Below are 19,732 nucleotides of genomic sequence, written 5' to 3' on the forward strand. Positions count from 1 at the left end.
CCCTAGCGCGAAACCTCCCGGTAGACGGCCCGCAGCTGGTCGACGGAAGTCGCCAGCGAGCGGTTCTCCTCGACCCAGCGGCGGCAGGCCAAGCCGCGCTCCGCGCGCTCCGCGTCACCCCAGGTCAGCGCCTCGCCCAACGTGCGGGCGAGGTGCGCGCTCGTTCGTCCTGGCGTGAGCACCGACGCGCCCGGTGCAATCATTTCGGGTGTCCCTCCTGTGGCGTAGGCGAGGGCAGGAACCCCGCACGCCTGCGCCTCAAGGAGCACGAGCCCGGCCGCCTCGGCGCGCCCCCGAGTCGGCTTCGTCGGCAGAACGAGGACGTGGGAGCGACGCATCCAATCGCGCACCTCCTCGCGGCCCAGCTGCCCGGTCACTCTCACGTGGGCCGGAGCGCGAGAGACCAGGGTGGAGTAAAGCGGCCCCTCGCCCACCAGGACGAGAGAGTGCGGGTGGGTGCCGTGCAGGCGCACCGAGGCCTCGACCAGGTCGTCAACGCCCTTGAGGTGGCTGAGCGCCCCGACGAAGAGAACGATGGGAACCCCCGGGGCGCCGCCCGCGCCCTGGCCGGAGGCGCCAGCGCCCGGATGCCACCACGCGGTGTCGACCCCCTGATAGTGGACGCGCAGGCGCCGCCTCTGCGCCCCCGACGCCAGCGCCACGTCCGCCAGATAGCGCGACACGGCCAGAAGCCGATGCGCACCGCCGAAGGCAGCCCGGCGGTTGAGGTCATTCCAGGCCGCCCCCGGGCCCCGCCCAAGCCTGCCGTAGGCGTCTGCCCCGTGCACGGTCACCACGAGAGGGGCACCCGTGTCGCGGGCAGCTCCCACGGCCGGAAGCGACCACGTCGCCTGATGCTGGTGGATCACCTCGGGCTCCCACCGCGTGATTGCCCGGCGCATCGCGCCCAGCCCCCTCGCCTGGGAAAACAAGCGGATCGCCCGCGAGGAGCTGAGCGCCCCCGGGGAGGCTTCCCGGATCGGGACAACGATGCGGGGATCCCTCACGCGAGCAGCCAGCGTGAACGCCTGCCACGACAGATCGGGCATCGCGGCCGCGTGTGCGAGCGCAAAGTAGGTGGGGGGAACGAGCAGCGTTCCCTTCGTCAGGGCAACCCTCACGGGAGCCCCCACGGCGGAGGAGGCGGCGCGGGCACGGGAATGGGCATGCACCCATCCTAGGGGCTTGCAAACGCCCTCAGGTGATTAAATGAGGGCATGACGAACGCCCCCGAGCCAGATGTGCGCCCCGGCGCCCTGCGTCAGGTGTTCGCACTCCTGGGCGGGACCCTCCTCGCCCAGATCATTGCGTTCGTCGCTCAGATGGGCGTTGCCCGCCTCTATACCGACACCGACCTGGGCTACCTCGGAGTCTTCACCTCGGCTGCGACCCTGGGAGCAGCCGTGGCCGGTGCTCGCTTCGACCTCAGCATCGTGCTTCCCTCCCCCGGCCACGAGGCATCCGCCCGCTCCCTTGCGCGCCTGGCGTCTCGCTGTGTTCTGGCCGCATCGTCGCTGGCCACGCTCGTCGCGGCGGTCGCCCGGCCGTGGCTGGAGGAGCGCTACGGACGCGAACTCGCGGCCTGGATGCTGGCGGTGGGGGTCTCCATCCTCTTTCTCGCCCAGGGGCAGGTGTGTTCCTACTGGCTGACCCGGCACCGCCGCTTCCGTTACATCGCCGCCTCCTCCGTGGTCCGCTCCGGCGCGATCGCAGCGCTGCAGCTCCTGTGTGGCCTCCTCGCCTCGGGCGGGCTGGGGGCGGCGATCGGCGCGACGGTAGCCGGGCAGGGGATCGCCGTGGCCTACCTGTCGTGGCGCTCGCGGGACGCGAGGACCCGCAGCGCCGAGGACCCGCCGGTGCGAGAGGTCGCGCGCCGCTACCGGAAGATGGCCCTCGTGGGGGTTCCCAATGTCGTCGTTGACGCGGTGCGCACAAGCGCGATCCCGCTGCTGATCGCCGGGTATGGCGTGGCGGCCCTCGGCCAGTTCAACCTCGCGTGGATGGCCATGCAGGCGCCCGTCGCCCTGATCGCCGGGGCCCTGTCCCAGGTGTACCTGCCTCGCCTGTCCGACACGCCACCGGGTCAGATGACGCGGATCGTGGTGCGGGTGGGGGCGACCGCGCTGGCGCTCTCGCTTCCCGCGTTCGCGGTGCTCGCGTGGGTGGGCCCCGCGCTCTTCCCGTTCCTGTTCGGTCAGCGCTGGGAGGCGGCCGGCTACTTCGCGCGCGCGCTCGCTCCATGGTTGGCCCTCACGGTCGCCTCCTCGCCTCTGTCCAACGTGTTTGTCGCCACCTACCATCAGCGCCGCATGCTGGCCTTCGCGTGCGTGTACTGCCTCGTTCCTCTCGCGTGGCTCGCGCTCAGCCCCTACAGGATCGAGGCCACGGTCGGCGTGCTCGGCGTCGTGATGGCGTCCCTCCTGGTGGGAATGCTCGTCATGGTGCTCGCCACCGCCCGCGAGTACGACCGCGGGGGGAAGAACCGGAGCGCGTGGGCGGGAGAAGGCGCCGCCTGACCGGCAGGCCCGCGCCTATGTGGCGCTCGGCTCCCCGCCCGCACGCTTGGCGGCGAGGGCACGCTCGTAGGCCTCCCGCAGGCGAGCAGCGCCCTCCTCCCAGGTCGGGATCGCAGGCGGGGCGAAGGCCGCGATGTCCTCTCTCGTGAGCTCCCTCAGGACCCGAGAAAGGTCGCGCTCGGGATCCTCCAACACCCAGCGCCGCGCCTGCTCGCCCAGATAGCGGCGCGCCTCGGCCAGGGGCGAGCACAGGACCGGCACCCCGGCCGCGAAGGCCTCCATCATCTTGTTGGGTGTGGAGAGGCGGTGCGAGAGGCAACCGGATTCGATGAGGCACAGTGCCACGTCCGCTCCGCGCGTCAGCGCAAGCACACGGTCGGGCGGCACGGGGGGCAGGTGGTGGATGTTGGCGTGACTCGCCGCGGAGCGCCTGACCTGGTCGGCCAGTGCGCCCGTGCCGACGAAGACCACGTGGGCGCCGGGTGCGTCCTCGAACGCGCGAAGGATCAACGAGATGTTGCGCCCAGGGGCGAGATACCCCGAATGGAGGAACAGGAGGGCATCGGCGGGCACCCCGAGCTGGGCACGCAGGTCGATGACGCCTGGCTGACCCGTCGGCGCGTTCGTAACGACGATCGGCTCCACGCCCGGGTAGGTGTCGCGATACCACCGGGCGATCGACTCGTTGACCACCGACACGACGTCCGCTCGAGCGATGTACCGGCGCTCGATGGCCCGCTGGAGGCGGCGGCGAAGGCCCGTCGACCCCACGGTCTCGGTCTCGAGCTCGTGCGCGTTGTACGCCAGGATGGCTCCCGTGCGCCGAGACAGGGCGTGAGCCAGCGGAAGCAGGAAGAGGTTTTGCGCGGAGACGGCCGCCACGTCCTGGCGGGCAAAGCGCCGGTACACGCGCGCCCCCCACACGCCCACGACACGGATCCCGCCCAGGGGCGCTCCCACCCGCGCCCCCCGAATGCGTTCCAGGTGCACACAGGGCGCCACGGCCTCGAGCGCGGGGAGGGGGGAGTGATCGATGCCGACGATGCGCGTGCGAGTGAACAGCGGGGAGAGGGAACGCGCTATCTTCACGAGCCTGCCGGGCGAGGCCAGGTCCGACGGATACAGCAGGAGGTTGAGGGCGCTTTCCACGCCGCCATTGTAGGACCCGTGGGGCACTACACTGGGTGGGATGAACGAGGCCGGAGACGGAAAGAGGAACCACATGCGCATCGCGGTCGTCGGTTTGGGCAAGATCGGTTTGCCGCTGGCGACACACTACGCGCGCGCGGGACACTCGGTTGTCGGCGTGGATATCAACCCCACGGTGGTTGCCCAGGTCAACAGGGGAGAAGAGCCGTTCCCGGGGGAGGCCCACCTGGCCGACTACCTGCCTGCGCTGGTCGCCTCGGGCGCACTGCGCGCCACCACCGACTACGCCGAGGCCATCCCGAGCGCCGAGACCATCATCATGGTGGTCCCCCTCGTCGTGGATGGGGAGGGCAGGCCCGACTTCTCAACCATGGACGCCGCGACGCGCTCCGTGGCCGCCCACCTCGGCCCGGGAACTCTCGTCTCCTACGAGACGACCCTGCCGGTGGGGACGACCAGGGGACGCTATCGCCCCCTTATCGAGGGGCTCTCCGGTCTGCGCGAGGGCCGCAACTTCGACGTTGTTTTCTCCCCCGAGCGGGTTCTCACGGGCCGCGTGTTCGCTGACCTCTCTCGCTATCCGAAGCTGGTGGGAGGCCTGAGCGAGGCCGGGGAGGAACGCGGCGTGCGCTTCTACGAGGAGGTCCTGTCCTTCGATGAGAGGGAAGACTTGCCGCGCCCCAACGGCGTGTGGCCCATGGGCGGGGCGGAGGCCGCCGAGATGGCCAAGCTTGCCGAGACCACCTACCGTGACGTCAACATCGGCCTGGCCAATCAGTTTGCCCGCTACGCCGACCGCGTCGGCATCGACATCGCGCGCGTTATTGATGCCTGTAATTCCCAGCCCTACTCCCACATCCACCGCCCCGGAATCGCGGTGGGCGGCCACTGCATCCCCGTCTATCCGCGCCTGTACCTGGCCGGCGACCCCGATGCGACCATCGTGAAGGCCGCGCGCCGCGCTAACGCCGACATGCCCGCTTACGCCGTGGCACGCGCGCGCGAGCTGCTCGGATCCCTGTCGGGCCTGCGCGTGGCTGTCCTGGGGGCCGCCTACCGGGGAGGCGTGAAGGAGACGGCGTTCTCGGGGGTCTTCGGCCTCGTCGAGGCCGCGCGCGTCGACGGAGCCCGCGTCGCCGTCCACGATCCCCTCTTCGGTGATGAGGAGCTGGCTTCCTTCGGCTGGGAGCCCTACCACCTGGGTGAGGACGTGGACGTGGCGTTCATCCAGGCCGATCACGCGGCCTACGCGGCCCTTCGCCCCACCGACCTGCCCGGCGTGCGCCTCCTCGTCGATGGTCGTTCTCTCACGGATCCGTGCCTGTGGGTGGGCACGCCCCGGATCACCATCGGCGGGGGAGGGGATGCGCGATGCTAGTCACTCTCGCGACGCGCACCTTCACGCCCGAGCCGACCGCGGCGGCACTGCGCCTGGGCGCCCTCGTCCGATCTCTTGTCTCTTCGGGCGCGAGCGTGCGCGTCCTCACCTCGCGCCTGGCGCCCTCGGTTGCCCGCGACGGTGCCCGAGCGGCCTCCCGCCCGCTCGGGTCCTCGCAGAGCACCCGTCGAGGGAACGCAGCTGTCCCGGGGAGGGGGCCGACGGCGGGCGGGGTGGGGGCCGGCCTCGTCGAGGTGAGGCGTGCTCCCGTGCTGCGTGATCGCACGGGAGCCGTGCGTGGCTACGTCTCCTACCTCTCCTTCGATCTGCCCCTCGTGGCGCGCCTGCTCACCGGGGCGAGGCCGGATGTGGTGGCGTGCGAGCCTCCTCCGACGACGGGCGCGGCCGTACGCGTGGCGTGCGCGCTGCGCCGCGTGCCCTACGTCTACTACTGCGCGGATGTCGTCTCGGACGCGGCATCCGCGGCGGGAGTGCCGGGCGTTGTCGTGCGCGCCGTCGCCGCCTTGGAATCCTTCGCGCTCAGGGGTGCTCACCGCGTGATCGCGGTCTCGGCGGGGGTGAGTCGCCGCGCGCGCGAGCTGGGGGCGCGGGATGTGACGGTTGTTCCCAACGGCGTGCGTGTCCCGGGCGAGATCGCAGCCGGGTACCCGGATTCCTTCCCCCGGTGTTCGGGGCCGGTCTTCGTGTACGCGGGGACGGTCGCCCCCTGGCTCGCCCCCGAGGTGTTTGTGGAGGCATTCGAACGCGCGCGGGGTCGCCTGGGGGACGCTCGCCTCGTGTTCGTCGGGCAGGGGAGCGGATGGGAGGACCTTGCTGGGCGCGCCCGAGCGGTGGCGGGAGTGCAGATGATTCCAGCGGTGAGCGCGAACGAGGCCGACCGGTGGATGGCTCGGGCGACCGCGACGCTGGCCTCGCTGCGCCCTGGCGGCTACGACTACGCCTATCCCACCAAGATCCTGGCCTCGCTGGCACAGGGGACGCCGGTGATCTACGCGGGGCCTGGGCGCGCCGCCCGCGATGTCGAGGAGGCCGGCCTGGGGGTGGCGTGCGGCCTAGATGCCGACGAGGTCGCCGAGGCGATGGTGGCGTTTGCCCGCGGCACCGTGTCCTGGGTGGGGGAGGTGCGCTCGCGCGCGTGGGTGCGGGAGAACCGTTCTGTTGAGGCGTCGTCGCGCGCCGCCGCCGCTGTGGTTCTCTCCGCCGTGTGAGCGTTGCGCCGAGGTCGGCGGCGAGTACGCGCGTGTCCCGTCGGCAGGCGGTAGCACACTCGATCATGCAATGATGTGAGTTCGTGCTTGTTCGTCAATGTAACTATTTTCATGTTTACAGTTACAACATAAGTACCTAGAATCACGAGTGACACATTGGCAACATGAAGGATGATCATGCGTTCCCCCTGGAGGACACTCGTCGCCGGGCTCACCCTGGCCCTGGCCACCGCCGCCGCAGCCATCGTCCCGTCGGCTCAGGCAGCAGGCATCACGATCGCCATCGACCCCGGACACGGGGGCTCCGACTCCGGAGCTGTGGCTAACGGCCTGAAAGAGAAGGACCTGACCCTCGCGGTGTCTCTGGCGCTCAAGGAAGAGCTGGAAAGCTACGACGGCGTGCGCGTCGTCATGACCCGGACGACGGACACCAGGCCCTCGGAGAACACGAGCGCAGACCTGGCGGCGCGCGTGCAGATGGCCGCCGATGCCAAGGCCGATGCCCTCGTGTCGATTCACTTCAACTCGGGCTCACCCGTGGCCAAGGGTGCCGAGGTCTGGTACCCCAACGCCTCGTCGTACAACTACTCCACCCACACCCAGGGGCGCGCCCTGTCCAGCGCCATCCAGCAAGAACTGACGAGCCTGGGGCTGGCCGATCGAGGAATCAAGACGCGAGACAATCCCTACTACGACTACCCCGACGGCTCCACGGGCGACTACTACGCGATCAACCGTCAGGCGCGCGAGGACGGCATCCCCGGGATCATCGTCGAGCACGCCTTCCTGACCTCCTCCTCCGACGCGGGCCTGCTGCGCGACCCGGCCTTCGTGCGCTCCCTCGGGATCGCGGATGCCACGGGCATCGCCAATACATACGGGCTGAGCAAGGGGACGTGGGAAAAGTCCGGCAACAGCTGGCGCTTTATCAGCAACGGAGCGGCCAAGACCGGCTGGTTCCAGGTTGGCGGGCGCTGGTACTGGGCCGGATCCGACGGGCGCACGATCCGAGGATGGGCCACGCTCAGTGGACGCCTCTACCTCTTCGATGAGAGCACCGCGATGGTCACCGGCTGGAAGCAAGAGAAGGGCACCTGGTACTACCTGCGCCCGGCCGGAGACATGGCGACCGGATGGGAACGGGTGGGAGGCACCTGGTACTACCTGGACTCCTCCGGCGCGATGGCGACGGGCTGGCTCACGTACCGCGACAACTGGTATTGGCTGGGTAGCTCCGGCGGTGCGGCCGTCGGCTGGACCAAGATCGGCGACGCGTGGTACCTCTTCGAGGACGATGCGCGCATGCTCACCGGCTGGCAGCTCACTGAAGACGACAAGCAGTGGTACTACATGCACCCCAGCGGTGTCATGGCAACCGGATGGCTGAAGGACCGGGACTCCTGGTACTACCTCGATTCCGATGGTGCGATGAAGACCGGCTGGTTGTCCGTGGGCGGAACCTGGTACTACATGCAGCCCTCGGGCGCGATGAGCACCGGCTGGCTCCAGCAGGGATCCACCTGGTACTGGCTCGATCAGAGTTCGGGCGCGATGGCGACGGGAACAGTGGTCGTTCAGGGGCGCGCATCAAGGTTCTCGTCTTCGGGAGCCTGGCTGGGCTACGAGGATGCGGGTTCCGCTGCCTCATCCGGCGCCTCCGTCCATGACGCGAATGGCCAGCGTCTCATCATGAGTGCCCCCATGGCCTCGCGCTCGGAGACCATTGACGCGATGGTGAGCGCGTGGCAGAACGCGGGCCGCTCTTACCCGAGTGAACTGGCCGCAGGTGGGGCCTCCTCCATCCGTGACTTCGCCGAGATCATCTACGACGAAGCCGTAGCCGAGGGCGTGTCCCCCGAGCTCGTGTTCGTCCAGTCCATGAAGGAGACCGGCTGGCTGGGCTTCGGCGGTGACGTGAGCATCGGCCAGTTCAACTTCTCTGGCATCGGCGCGGTCGGCGGAGGCGCGCAAGGGGCGAGTTTCCCGGACGTGCGCACGGGAATTCGCGCCCAGGTGCAGCACCTGCGTGCCTACGCGGATGCTTCTGTGACCGCGCAGTCCCTGGCCAACCCGGTGGTCGATCCGCGTTTTGCCTACGTGCGTAAGGGCGGCGCCTCCGTGGTCGAGCACCTGGGAATCCAGGAGAACCCGAATCACACCGGTTGGGCGGCAGCCAAGAACTACGGCCAGGACCTGGTGTCGATGATGGCGGCCTACTTCTAGGTCTTCTTAACGGGGCGGGGGCCAGCCGCGCATTCACGCGCGGCCGGCCCCCGCCCCTCATGCTGCATGTCCCTTGCATGAGCGTTGTTGCGCCCTCGTGGATAGGTTGTCCGCAGACGGATAGGTTATTCGCTCGCGGATAGCCTACTAACCTATCCGCGTACTTCTTAAGCTATCCGCGTGCTTGTTACCTATCCGCGTGCGTGGGTCCCGCCGACGAGCAGCCACGCGCGCGCCCCGGGCACCTTCGGTACCCGGGGCGCGCCTCGTCGATGTCGAGGTCAGCCTCGCAGGGAGGCGACGTACTCCTCGATGCGTCGGGAGGAATCTGCGGGCGTGAAGCCGGTGGCCTCGATCTTGCTCAGGTCCAGGACGGAGGAGAGAGGACGGGGAGCCGCGTCGCGTCCCGCGAAGTACTCCTCGGTCGTCACGAAGGTCACGTCGGCGCGCTCGCGGCCGCACAACTCGAACACGCGAGCGGCGACCTCGGCCCAGCTCATCACGGGCCCCTCACCCGACAGGTTGTAGGTGCCAAACGGTGCGTCGGAGGTCAGCAGGTGAATGATTCCCGCGGCGAGGTCCGAGGTGAAGGTGAGTCGGCCAACCTGGTCTGACACGACGGAGGGCGACACCCCCTGCCGAGCCAGCGAGGCCATCGTTTTGATGAAGTTCTTCCCATCGCCCACGACCCAGGAGGTGCGCACGATGTAGTGCCGGGGCGTCGAGGCAACGGCCGCGTCACCGCCCGCCTTCGACTGGCCGTACACGCCCAGCGGAGAGGGAGCCTCGTCCTCGACGTGGACCTCCTGCGTGCCGTCGAACACGTACTCCGTCGAGATATGCACCACCGTCACGCCGTGGGCGGTTGCCTCGCGCGCCAGCAGAGCCGGTCCGGTCGCGTTCGCTTGCCAGGATGCGCGGCGCCCCTCGGGAGTCTCCGCGCCGTCAACGTTCGTCCACGCCGCGGCGTTGATCACCACGTCGATGTCATCCCACGGGAGGGCGGCAACCTGCTGGGCATCGGAAATGGAAACCTCCGGCAGGTCGACGCCGGTCACGGAGAAACCGGCCGCGGGAAGGGCCGCCATGAGCTCGCGTCCCAGCTGGCCGTTCGCCCCCGTCACCAGGGCGCGCCTCCCCGCGGGCACCGGAGCGGGGAAGGGAGCGACATCACCGAGGCGGGGGTGCCCCTTGTCTTTCTCCGACAGGATGGCCCGCTCCAGTGGAATCGGCCAATCGATGGCAACGGTCTCATCCGCCAGGTTCAGGAAAGTGTACTGCGCGTCCGGCGACCAGTGATCGTTGACCAGATACGTGTAGGCCGTGTTCGGCTCGAGCGTCTGATACGCGTTGCCCACCCCCCGCGGGACGAACACGGCAACTCCCGGATCGATGATGGTCGTGTACACGGTACCGAACGACGGGCCCTCGCGCAGATCCACCCACGCGCCGAACACCCGGCCGGTCGCGACCGACACGAACTTGTCCCACGGCTCCGCGTGAATCCCGCGGGTCACCCCGATCTGGTCGTTGAAGGAGATGTTGTTCTGGACGGGATGAAAGTCCGGAAGACCGAGCGCGACCATCTTCTCCCGCTGCCAGTTCTCCTTAAACCAGCCACGGTTGTCGCCGTGAACGGTCACATCAATGCGCAAAAAGCCAGGGATTGGCGTGGAGGTGATCCCCAGTGGCTTAGCGGTGGGCGCCATGCTTCTTCCTTTACGTGCGGTATCCTCGCGCAAGCGCGCTGTTCCACTCAAATTCTAGCCGATCTGTACATTCATGGCGGCCAACTCCCGCCCGCCCTCCCACGGGAGCGGCAAGTTGTGGAAAAATACCCAGGTACTGGGATAATTGTCAGCGATGCGCGACCCGCACGAGGTCGCGCGGGAATCGGAGGCATCATGAAAGGCATCATCCTGGCGGGCGGGTCGGGAACCCGGCTCAACCCGATCACTTTGGGGACATCGAAGCAGCTGGTCCCCGTCTACGACAAGCCGATGATCTACTACCCCCTGTCGACCCTCATGCTGGCCGGCATTTCCGAGGTCCTCGTCATCACCACGCCGCACGACGCTCCCTCGTTCCACCGCCTTCTCGGCGATGGAAGCCAGCTGGGTGTGAGCATCTCCTACGCGGTCCAGCACGAACCCAACGGCCTGGCGCAGGCGTTCGTCCTCGGCGCCGACCACGTCGGCAATGACAGTGCCGCGCTGGTGCTGGGCGACAACATCTTCTACGGACCCGGCATGGGCGCACAGCTGCGCCGCCACGTCGATCCCGATGGCGGTGCGGTCTTCGCCTACCACGTGTCCAACCCCCGCGAGTACGGCGTCGTCGAGTTCGACGAGGAGTTCAACGCGCTGTCGATCGAGGAGAAGCCGGCCCAACCCAAGTCGAACTACGCCGTCCCCGGGTTGTACTTCTACGACAATGACGTGGTCGACATCGCCCGCAACCTGACGCCCAGCGCGCGCGGCGAGTACGAGATCACGGACGTCAACCGCGCGTACCTGGAGGCGGGCAAGCTCAAGGTGGAGGTCCTCCCCCGAGGAACCGCTTGGCTGGATACCGGGACCTTTGATTCCCTCGCCGATGCCACCGCCTTCGTGCGCACCGTCGAGGCCCGCCAGGGCATGAAGATCGGCGCCCCGGAGGAGGTTGCGTGGCGCATGGGCTTCATCGACGACGAGGGGCTGCGTCAGCGCGCGGAACCCCTGGTCAAGTCCGGTTACGGAGCCTACCTGCTCGAGTTGCTCGAACGAGAGGGACGCTGAGTGAGGCGTCCCAGCGAGAAAACGCGTCTGCTGATCGTCATTCCCGCGTGGAATGAGGAGGCGGTACTCGGCGATGTCCTCGAGGCGGTCAAGGCCGAGAAACCTTCCTTCGCTGACATCCTCGTTGTCTCGGACGGATCGGTGGACGCGACGGCGTCCATCGCTCGCGCCGCCGGGGTGGCCGTCCTGGACCTGCCGCTCAACCTGGGGGTTGGCGGTGCGATGCGGGCGGGCTTCCAGTACGCCCGGCGGTCCGGCTATCAGTACGCGTGTCAGCTCGATGCCGATGGGCAGCACGATCCGGGGGAGATAGAAACCCTCATCGACACCGCATCGCGCGAGGGCGCGGATGTCGTCATCGGGTCACGCTTTGCGGGCAAGGGGAACTACGAGGCGCGCGGTCCTCGCAAGTGGGCGATGAATCTGTTTTCCTTCATCCTGTCGCGAGTGTGCCACACGCGACTGAGTGACACGACGAGTGGTTTCAAGCTCTACGGGCCGCGCGCGCTGTCGCTCTTTGCGCGCAACTACCCGGCGGAGTACCTCGGAGACACGATTGGTGCACTCGTCATCGCCGCCCGTTCCCGCCTGGTTGTGCGCGAGGTCGGCGTGCAAATGCACCCGCGTGCGGGCGGGGAGCCTTCCCACAACCCGATCAAGTCCGCGCTCTTCCTGGTGCGCGCCACCCTGGCCCTCGTTGTGTCCTTGTCGCGTCCGGGTGAAAAGATCGCGACCGCGTCGGAGGTGGAAGCATGAGTCCGTCCTACGTGCTCGGCCTGGTCTTCGCGCTCATCATCGTCGTGACGGTGTTCATGACCATGCGTAACTCGGGTCTGAAGGAACGCTACGGCCTGTGGTGGTACGTCATCGCGTTCTTCACGCTGATCCTGTCGATTTTCCCCAGCATCTTGCGGTGGACCGCGCTGCACACGGGGGTCGTTGTCCCGCTGAACCTCGGTTTCTTCGTCGCGGGCGTCGCGCTCCTCCTCCTGTCCCTGCGCTTCTCCGTTGACCTGTCGCGTTCGGATGAGGACCGCAGACGCCTGACCGAGGAGGCGGCGATCCTGCGCCTGCAGGTGGAGGATCTGCGCAGACGCGTCGACGCTCTCGAAGGCGGCGCACAGGCGCCGGGCGAGGGGGAGGAACCGCGATAGCCGCATCACCGGGACCGGGGCGTCCGGAGCACCCGCTGTGGAAGGCCGCGGCCGTTCGGGAGCGCTCTCGAGTGGCCGCGGCCGTCGGCGCCGAGGGCCCCGCGCGGGATCGGACGGATGCCTGCGGCCGGCCTTCGCCGCTAGGGAATGAGCGTCCCGTCGGGCCCGAGCCGCAGCCGCTCGGTCGGTGCTGCCGGATCAACCTCGCCCTCGGCGAGCTTGCGGGACAGGGCCGAGCCGGGCCCGGAGGCCGCGGCGGTTTCCTCCGTCTCCAGGCCCTCGGGGAGCGTCTCCTCGCCCTGCCCGCAGGTCGAGGGGTGGGAAGAGGCCTCGCCACCCATCGGCGAGGAGCGGTGCCCCACGGATGATGCGTGGGAGGGGAGCAGTGGTTCGCCGCCGAGGTCGGACGCGAGATCAGCGATCATGGAGCGCGCCTCGTCGACGACGGAGGAGTCCTCGGCGTGAATGCCGTGAACCAGCCAGCGCACCAACGCGATCTCGCCCATGAGCTGGGCGCGCGTGAAGATGTGCAGGTCGGTCGCGCGTCGCTCGTGGCCGTAGGCCTCGCGGAAACGTTCCAAGAACTCGTCGCTCGCGCTGGCGAGGATCCAGGAGATGTCGAGGGCGGGATCGCCCACGTGCGCGCTCGTCCATCCGTCGATGGCAAGGAGGGATCCGCGCTCGACGCACAGACACCGTTCCTGGATGTCACCGTGGACGGGCGCCGAGGGGAATCGCCACAGCGACACGTCCTCGAGGGCCGCCTCCCACCGGCTCCACAGCGATGAGGGGATGGCGACTTCGCGTGCGGCCTCGTCGAGAAGAGCGAGGGTGCGGTCACGGCATTCGATGGCCGTGTACGTGGGCAATCCAATCGAGGAGAAGACAGTCTCGGGGAGGTTGTGAAGGGCGGCGAGCGCCCGTCCGAGTGAGGCGGGCAGGAGGGGATCGTGATCCAGGTCCGACGCCGCGGGCTCGTGGCCTCCCGGATCGCGGTGGACGTAGACAAAGCCTCCGCCCGGAAGCCTGAGATGCCCCGCCAGGCGGGGGACATCGAAGGGGATGTAGTCGTGGTCGTGCGCGGCTCCGAGGCGCTCGAGAATCCCCGAGGTTGCCTCGAGTGCGGGGCCCGACACCTCCTGGTGCGGGCAGGTGACGATCCACCGGTTCCCCGCGGAGTCCTCGATTCCGGTGACGGAGGCGAGCTCGTCACTGTAAGACGGGGGGCGCAGCGCGGTCACCCGCATGCCGGGCACGGCGGCTGTGGCAAGCGCCGCCAGTTCGAGTGGGCTTTTTGCGGTGGTCATTGCTTTAACCTATCGCGGGGATGGGGCGGGAGGGAGGCCCCGCGCGGGAGTTGGGGGGATTGAGAGTGGACGGGCTTGCTCCTTGCCGAGAAACCCTGTTACTTTCGACACAACGGAGTTGTCTGCAGCGAGGAGGCGCAGCCATGGATTCCGTGACGCGCGCGCTCGCCGCGCGGGTTCGAGAGGGGTTGGCTTCGGGAGGCATTGACGCCGCCCGCAACCCCGCGGCGGTGCGCGCCCTCATCGACCGCGCGATCGACGAACACGCACCAGACCTGCTGCCTTCCTCCCGCCAGGAGGTCGAAGCCGACCTGATCGACGACATCTGTGGCCTCGGCCCACTTCAGACTCTCATGGACGATCCCGAGGTCGAAGAGATCTGGATTAACTCGGCTTCCCGAGTGTTTGTCGCCCGAGAAGGCGTCGCTGAGCTCACGAGCCTGATCCTCACGGACGAGGACGTGCGCGCCCTCGTGGAACGGATGCTGCACCACTCTGGCCGCAGGCTCGACCTGTCCAGCCCATTCGTGGATGCGACTCTCGCGGGAGGCGAACGCCTGCACGTGGTGATCCCGCCCGTGACGGGGGTGTCCTGGAGCGTCAACATACGCAAGCACATCCAGCGTGCCCGAACGCTCGACGACCTCGTCGCGGTCGACATGATCGCGCCCCCGATGAGGGACTTTCTGGCCGCCGCCGTGTGCGTGGGCCTATCCGTTGTGGTGTCCGGAGGCACCCAGGCGGGCAAGACGACGCTGCTGCGAGCGCTCGCGGGTGAACTCCCGAGATCCAGGCGCGTGATCTCCTGCGAGGAGGTTTTCGAGCTCGGCCTGGCCAACTGGGATCACGTCGCCATGCAGACCAGGCCCGCTGGCGCCGAGGGGACGGGCGAAGTCACCCTGCGTGACCTGGTACGGGAATCGCTGCGCATGCGCCCCGAATGCTTGATAGTCGGCGAGGTGCGCGGTCCCGAGGCGCTCGACCTCCTCGTGGCGCTCAACGCGGGAGTACCAGGGATGGCGACCGTTCACGCGAACTCCGCGCGCGAAGCCCTCGACAAGCTCTCCATCCTGCCTCTCCTGGCCGGTGAGAACGTGACGACCGGCTTCGTGACCCCCACCCTCGCCTCCTCGATCGACCTCGTGTGCCACGTGGAGCGAAGCGCTGGCGGGCACCGCCACGTCTCCGAGGTTCTCGCCGTGCCCGGACGGGTCGAAGGAGACAGAATCGAAACCTCCACGCTGTTCACCTTCGACTCCTCGCGCTGCGAGCGCGGGCACGGAGGTCTGGACATGCACGAGCGCTTCACGGCGGCCGGCTTCGACCTGGCCTCCCTGCTGGAATGGGGGCGAGCGTGATAGCGATCGTGTGCGGACTCGTGTGCGGCATTGGCCTCGTCCTGGTGGCCTCCCCGTGGTTTGCCCCGGCCCCCGTGCGCAGGAGCTGGGGGCCGTGGAGGCGGCTGAGCGAGGAGGTCTCGCGCGCCCGGGTGCCCGGGCTGAGTGCCGCGCGCCTGGTGGCGCTGAGTCTTGTCGTCGGCGCGGTCGTCTGGGTTGCGATCCTCGCGCTGACAGGCGCCTGGCCGGTCGCCCTCATCGTTGCCCTCGGTGTTGCCTTCCTTCCTTACGCGTGGGTCGTCTCCCGGGTGGCCGCCCACGCCAAGACCGTGCGCGCCGCCTGGCCTGAGGTCGTCGATGCGATGGTTTCGGGAGTGCGCGCCGGAACCTCTCTGCCCCAGGTCCTGTGCGAGCTCGCAGACGAGGGTCCCCAGCCCCTGCGCTTCGCGTTCGACGCCTTCTCGCGCGACTACAGCGCCAACGGTCGTTTCGCGTCGGCGTTGGATCGCATGAAGGACGAGGTCCGAGACCCCGTCGCCGACCGGATTGTCGAGGCGCTGCGCATCGCCCGATCGGTGGGCGGAGCAGACCTCACGCGCCTCCTCCAAGACCTTGCTTCCCTCCTTCGCGAGGACGCGCGAGTGCGCGGCGAACTCGAAGCACGACAGTCGTGGACCGTCGGGGCGGCGCGCCTCGGCCTCGCCGCCCCGTGGGTGGTGCTTCTGCTTCTGTCCGGAGGCGGAGGCAGCGCCGCCGTGTGGAATTCTCCGGGTGGCATCGCGGTCCTGTGTGCGGGCGCGGGAATGTGCGTGGTTGCCTACCTGGCGATGAAGGCGCTGGGACGACTCAGCGCGGATCCGAGGAACCTGGGGGGAGAGAAATGAATCCGTGGGCCGCGCGCGCCGTCGATGCCGTTGTCTCCGCCCTGGCAGCCTCCGGAATTGCGTGCATTGTGATGGCGTGGCTGGATCGGCGTCCTTCCTTCGTCACGCGGGTCGCGCAGGGGCGCGTCAGTGACACTCGTCCGTCGGCCCTCGGGGCGTGGATCCGCCGCTGCTGCAGCACGGCGCTGGAGTCGATGGGCTCGACCAGCGAGTCGGTTGCGAGGAGGCTGTCGCTCGCGGGCATGAACATGGATGTGCCGGTGTTTCGGCTGCGTCAGGCGCTCGCCGCCATCGTGGGGCTCGTCCTATCGTGCGCGTTGCTCACGCTTCGATCCGCCGCCTCATTGCGCTCCTCACTCGTTTCCCTGTGCGCATGCGCCCTCGTCGCCGCCCTGCTCGCAGTGACGGCGATGGATCGGGCGCTGTCGATCAAGGCACGCAGGCGCCAGAGGGCGATTGACGCGGCGGTACCGGACTGCGCGGAGCTTCTCGCTCTTGCCGTCGCAGCTGGGGAATCGATCCCCGCGGCAATCGAGAGGGTTGCGGGGTGCGCGGGTGGGCCGCTCGGATCCGAGCTGGCTCTCACGTCGGCGCACATCCGCAACGGTACGCCCTCCGTGCGCGCCCTGGCGGAGCTCGTTGAGCGCACGGATTCTCCCTCCCTGACTCGGCTCAGCCGCACCCTCACGACCGCGATCGAGCGAGGATCGCCCCTGGCCTCCGTTTTGCACGACCAGGCGCGCGACCAGAGGGAACGTTCCCTGGCCTCCCTCATGGAGGAGGGAGGGCGCCGCGAGATCGCAATGCTCCTACCGGTGGTCTTTCTCATCCTTCCCGTCACCGTCATGTTCGCCCTCTATCCGGGACTCATCGCTTTGGATTTCACCCCGTGAAGAAAGGAAGACACCATGAAGAAGATGTCGTGGAAAGGCCGCGCACGCCTGAGCGAGCGCGGCGACGTGCCCGGGTGGGTGCTCATCACCCTCATGACCGCAGCCCTCGTCGTACTGATCTGGGGCGTCGCCTCGGAGCGTCTGGTGGAGATCTTCAATCGTGCGATGGATTCGATTTCGGGAATCTGATCGGGACTGCGAGGACGGCTCGCAGGTGGCCTCCACCGTGCTCGTTCAGGGACTCGCGGTGCTCGTCATCCTCCTGCTCACACAGGTGGCCTTCGCCTCCTACGTGCGAACGATGAGCGTGAGTGCCGCGTCGGAGGGAGCGCGCAGGGGAGGCCTCCTTGGGGGTGATCAAGAGGAGGCTCGCGCACGCACGAGTGAGCTCTTGGACTCGCTTGTCGGCGGGGCGCGGGATTACCAGATCGAGGTCGGACGCGAGCACGAGGACGGCGCGGACATCCTCGTCGTGACCGTGCGCACGCGCCTGCCGTTGGTCGGCGGTCTGGGACCTCGGTGGCTCACGGTCCGGGGACGCAGCCTCGTGGAGGGGCCATGAACGAGACTCGGGATGGGAACGAGCGCGGGGACGCGACCGTGGAGTTCCTGGGTGTCGTGGTGGTGCTCGTGATCCCGCTGCTCTACGTCGTGCTCGCGGTCGGCGCGGTGAGTGCGGGCGCGATGGCCGTGGACTCGGGGGCGCGCGAGGCGGCCCGAATCCTGGCGGAGGATCGTGATCGCGAGGACGATGCCCGGCGCGCCGTGTCCCTCATCGTTGAGGACTTCGGGGTTAACGCCCCCGCCGAGATGCTCGCCGAGTGCCCGGGGTGCGGTGCGGAGCAGGGGGTGGTGCAGGTGAGCGTCTCCGTGACCGTTCCTCTGCCCTTTCTACCCCGGTGGCTGGGGAGCATCGGGGTGGGGGTCACCTCGAGTGCCCGCGCGCCCGTGCGCGAGGTGGTGCCCGGTGGGTGAGGACGGGCGCGTGGGAATCCTCGTCGTTGCCGGGTGCGCCTTCGTGTGCCTGCTCATGGTCGTGGGCGTGGCGCTGACGGAGGTCGCGATGCAGGACCGTAGGCTCGTTGCGTGCGCCGACGCCCTGGCCGGGGCGTCGGTTGCGGGAGCGCCGCTCTCACCGCTGTACTCGGGGCAGGAGACGGGTATCAACGAGGAGGTGGCTCGGTCGCGGGTCGATGTCGCGCGTGAGGAGCTGGCGTCCTCCACGTGTCGTGTTGGCGACGGTGTCGTGGTCGACTGGGTGGAGGCGGATCGCACGGAGGTGGAGGTTGCCGTTCGCGCCCGTCCGAGCGTGTCTTTCGTGCCGCCGGCGATGGGTAGGATCGTCGTTCCGGAGCTGACGAGGATCTCAAGCGCGCGGGTGCGCGGGGTCTCCGACACCCCCTAAAGGTGTCGTGTGCGACGGTCACAATGTGGGATGAAGAGCGGATGATCGGTAAACGATCCGTAAACTTTGGGTCATGAGCAGCTTTGATACATCTCGACTATCCCCCGCGTTGGCATCCGTTTTCGAGTCCGTTCTTCGGCGTGATCCCGCTCAGGCGGAGTTCCACCAGGCCGTCTACGAGGTCCTCCTGACGATTGCGCCCCTCGCGCAGCGTCACCCCGAGTACGCCGACCTGTCGGTCCTCGACCGCATTGTCGAGCCCGAACGCCAGATCCTCTTCCGTGTCCCGTGGGCGGATGACCGCGGAGCCATCCACGTCAACCGCGGGTTCCGTGTGGAGTTCAACTCGGCGCTCGGTCCCTACAAGGGCGGCCTGCGTTTCCATCCCTCCGTCAACCTGTCGATCATCAAGTTCCTGGGCTTCGAGCAAATCTTCAAGAACGCCCTGACAGGCCTGCCCATGGGCGGAGGCAAGGGAGGATCGGACTTCGACCCCAAGGGTAAGTCCGACGCCGAGGTCATGCGCTTCTGCCAGTCCTTCATGACCGAGCTGTCGCGCCACATCGGTCCCGACACCGACGTTCCCGCAGGCGACATCGGCGTGGGTGGACGCGAAATCGGCTACATGTTCGGCCAGTACAAGCGGCTGAAGAACCGGTTCGATGCCGGCGTGCTCACCGGCAAGGGGCTCACCTGGGGCGGGTCCTTCGTGCGTACCGAGGCCACGGGTTACGGCCTCGTGTACTTCGCGGCCGAGATGCTCGCGGCCAAGGGAACGAGCTTCGAGGGCAAGCGCGTCGTCGTGTCGGGATCCGGCAACGTCGCGATCTATGCCACCGAGAAGGCTCAGCAGCTGGGTGCCACCGTCGTGGCCGTCTCCGACTCTTCGGGTTATGTCCTCGACGAGGCGGGCATTGACGTCGAGTTGCTCAAGGACATCAAGGAGGTGCGTCGTGGCCGCGTCTCCGACTACGCCGCCGAGCGTCCCGGCGCCACGTTCGTGGCCTCGGGCGTGATCTGGGATGTTCCCTGCGATGTTGCCCTGCCGTGCGCGACCCAGAACGAGCTTCCCCTCTCGGGCGTCCGCTCGCTGATCAAGAACGGCGTGCAGCTGGTCGCGGAGGGCGCGAACATGCCGACCACCCCCGAGGCGATCGAGGCCCTGCAGGAGGCGGGCGTTGCCTACGCTCCGGGCAAGGCATCCAACGCGGGTGGCGTGGCCACCTCGGGCCTGGAGATGCAGCAGAACTCGGGCCGCACCCAGTGGCCCTTTGCTGAGACCGACGCGAAGCTGCATCAGATCATGGTCGATATCCACGCCAACACCGTGGCCACGGCCGAGGAGTACGGCGTTCCCGGAGACTACGTGGCCGGAGCAAACCTGGCGGGCTTCCGCAAGGTTGCCGACGCGATGATCGCGATGGGACTCATCTGAGTGTATGTCATCGGCGAGTCCCGACGCCGCCGGGCGTCGGGACTC

The 19,732-nt window shown here is 68.3% G+C and carries 19 protein-coding genes; 15 read left to right on the top strand and 4 right to left on the bottom strand.

Features of this window, described 5'->3' with window-relative positions; genetic code table 11:
• Positions 1-2: 2 nt before the first annotated feature.
• On the bottom strand, positions 3-1,172 hold the full coding sequence (locus tag HMPREF9006_RS09540) for a glycosyltransferase (protein WP_232209866.1): 1,170 nt from the start codon (positions 1,170-1,172) through the stop codon (positions 3-5).
• Positions 1,173-1,217: 45 nt separating this feature from the next.
• Between HMPREF9006_RS09540 and HMPREF9006_RS09545 the strand changes: the two genes are divergently transcribed.
• Positions 1,218-2,516 (top strand): lipopolysaccharide biosynthesis protein, encoded by a 1,299-nt coding sequence (locus HMPREF9006_RS09545; RefSeq protein WP_009213394.1) that lies wholly within the window; start codon positions 1,218-1,220, stop codon positions 2,514-2,516.
• A 15-nt stretch (positions 2,517-2,531) separates the two neighbouring features.
• Here HMPREF9006_RS09545 and HMPREF9006_RS09550 read toward each other — a convergent pair whose 3' ends face one another.
• The gene (locus HMPREF9006_RS09550; RefSeq protein WP_034232423.1) at positions 2,532-3,746 is read right to left on the bottom strand and encodes a glycosyltransferase; all 1,215 of its coding nucleotides are present in this window, start codon (positions 3,744-3,746) and stop codon (positions 2,532-2,534) included.
• Between HMPREF9006_RS09550 and HMPREF9006_RS09555 the strand changes: the two genes are divergently transcribed.
• From HMPREF9006_RS09555 to HMPREF9006_RS09565, 3 genes are all read left to right on the top strand, one after another.
• Complete coding sequence (locus HMPREF9006_RS09555; RefSeq protein ID WP_034232426.1) at positions 3,739-5,043, top strand: nucleotide sugar dehydrogenase; 1,305 nt, start codon at positions 3,739-3,741, stop codon at positions 5,041-5,043. The two genes, HMPREF9006_RS09550 and HMPREF9006_RS09555, sit on opposite strands and share 8 nt — an antisense overlap.
• On the top strand, positions 5,037-6,272 hold the full coding sequence (locus HMPREF9006_RS09560) for a glycosyltransferase (RefSeq protein ID WP_009213397.1): 1,236 nt from the start codon (positions 5,037-5,039) through the stop codon (positions 6,270-6,272). Before HMPREF9006_RS09555 ends, HMPREF9006_RS09560 begins: the two co-directional genes overlap by 7 nt.
• A gap of 177 nt (positions 6,273-6,449) precedes the next feature.
• Positions 6,450-8,495: an N-acetylmuramoyl-L-alanine amidase gene (locus tag HMPREF9006_RS09565; RefSeq protein WP_034232428.1), complete on the top strand. Its 2,046-nt coding sequence runs from the start codon at positions 6,450-6,452 to the stop codon at positions 8,493-8,495.
• A gap of 281 nt (positions 8,496-8,776) precedes the next feature.
• Here HMPREF9006_RS09565 and HMPREF9006_RS09570 read toward each other — a convergent pair whose 3' ends face one another.
• Entirely contained in the window at positions 8,777-10,204 is a 1,428-nt protein-coding gene (locus tag HMPREF9006_RS09570) for a sugar nucleotide-binding protein (protein ID WP_009213399.1), read from the bottom strand.
• A gap of 195 nt (positions 10,205-10,399) precedes the next feature.
• On the opposite strand from HMPREF9006_RS09570, the gene rfbA reads away from it, so the two are divergent.
• Genes rfbA through HMPREF9006_RS09585 form a run of 3 tightly spaced genes read left to right on the top strand, consistent with a single transcriptional unit; the run spans position 10,400 to position 12,426 of the window.
• Positions 10,400-11,272, top strand: a complete 873-nt coding sequence (rfbA, locus tag HMPREF9006_RS09575; protein ID WP_009213400.1) for a glucose-1-phosphate thymidylyltransferase RfbA — start codon at positions 10,400-10,402, stop codon at positions 11,270-11,272.
• Positions 11,273-12,028 carry a glycosyltransferase family 2 protein gene (locus HMPREF9006_RS09580; RefSeq protein ID WP_009213401.1) on the top strand — a complete coding sequence of 252 codons (756 nt, stop codon included), beginning with the start codon at positions 11,273-11,275 and terminating at the stop codon, positions 12,026-12,028.
• Complete coding sequence (locus HMPREF9006_RS09585; protein ID WP_009213402.1) at positions 12,025-12,426, top strand: DUF2304 domain-containing protein; 402 nt, start codon at positions 12,025-12,027, stop codon at positions 12,424-12,426. Before HMPREF9006_RS09580 ends, HMPREF9006_RS09585 begins: the two co-directional genes overlap by 4 nt.
• Before the next feature lie 140 nt (positions 12,427-12,566).
• On the opposite strand, the gene HMPREF9006_RS09590 is transcribed toward HMPREF9006_RS09585, so the two are convergent.
• Positions 12,567-13,733, bottom strand: a complete 1,167-nt coding sequence (locus tag HMPREF9006_RS09590) for a phosphotransferase (RefSeq protein ID WP_009213403.1) — start codon at positions 13,731-13,733, stop codon at positions 12,567-12,569.
• 143 nt (positions 13,734-13,876) lie between these two features.
• Between HMPREF9006_RS09590 and HMPREF9006_RS09595 the strand changes: the two genes are divergently transcribed.
• The 8 genes from HMPREF9006_RS09595 (at position 13,877) to gdhA (ending at position 19,687) form a co-directional block, all read left to right on the top strand.
• The gene (locus HMPREF9006_RS09595) at positions 13,877-15,091 is read left to right on the top strand and encodes a CpaF family protein (RefSeq protein WP_009213404.1); all 1,215 of its coding nucleotides are present in this window, start codon (positions 13,877-13,879) and stop codon (positions 15,089-15,091) included.
• Positions 15,088-15,954, top strand: a complete 867-nt coding sequence (locus HMPREF9006_RS09600) for a type II secretion system F family protein (protein WP_198002555.1) — start codon at positions 15,088-15,090, stop codon at positions 15,952-15,954. The genes HMPREF9006_RS09595 and HMPREF9006_RS09600 overlap by 4 nt, the downstream gene beginning before the upstream one ends.
• Positions 15,951-16,847: a type II secretion system F family protein gene (locus HMPREF9006_RS09605; protein ID WP_009213406.1), complete on the top strand. Its 897-nt coding sequence runs from the start codon at positions 15,951-15,953 to the stop codon at positions 16,845-16,847. Before HMPREF9006_RS09600 ends, HMPREF9006_RS09605 begins: the two co-directional genes overlap by 4 nt.
• A 15-nt stretch (positions 16,848-16,862) precedes the next feature.
• Positions 16,863-17,036, top strand: a complete 174-nt coding sequence (locus tag HMPREF9006_RS10765; RefSeq protein WP_009213407.1) for a hypothetical protein — start codon at positions 16,863-16,865, stop codon at positions 17,034-17,036.
• A 25-nt stretch (positions 17,037-17,061) separates the two neighbouring features.
• A complete protein-coding gene (locus tag HMPREF9006_RS09615; protein ID WP_009213408.1) occupies positions 17,062-17,409 on the top strand; it encodes a hypothetical protein in 348 nt (115 codons plus the stop codon).
• The gene (locus HMPREF9006_RS09620; protein ID WP_009213409.1) at positions 17,406-17,822 is read left to right on the top strand and encodes a hypothetical protein; all 417 of its coding nucleotides are present in this window, start codon (positions 17,406-17,408) and stop codon (positions 17,820-17,822) included. The genes HMPREF9006_RS09615 and HMPREF9006_RS09620 overlap by 4 nt, the downstream gene beginning before the upstream one ends.
• Before the next feature lie 10 nt (positions 17,823-17,832).
• Positions 17,833-18,252, top strand: a complete 420-nt coding sequence (locus HMPREF9006_RS09625; protein WP_232209867.1) for a hypothetical protein — start codon at positions 17,833-17,835, stop codon at positions 18,250-18,252.
• Positions 18,253-18,325: 73 nt separating this feature from the next.
• On the top strand, positions 18,326-19,687 hold the full coding sequence (gdhA, locus tag HMPREF9006_RS09630; RefSeq protein ID WP_009213411.1) for an NADP-specific glutamate dehydrogenase: 1,362 nt from the start codon (positions 18,326-18,328) through the stop codon (positions 19,685-19,687).
• Positions 19,688-19,732 lie beyond the last annotated feature (45 nt).

Origin of the sequence: Actinomyces sp. oral taxon 180 str. F0310 (assembly GCF_000185285.1) — a bacterium.
Lineage (GTDB): Bacteria > Actinomycetota > Actinomycetes > Actinomycetales > Actinomycetaceae > Pauljensenia.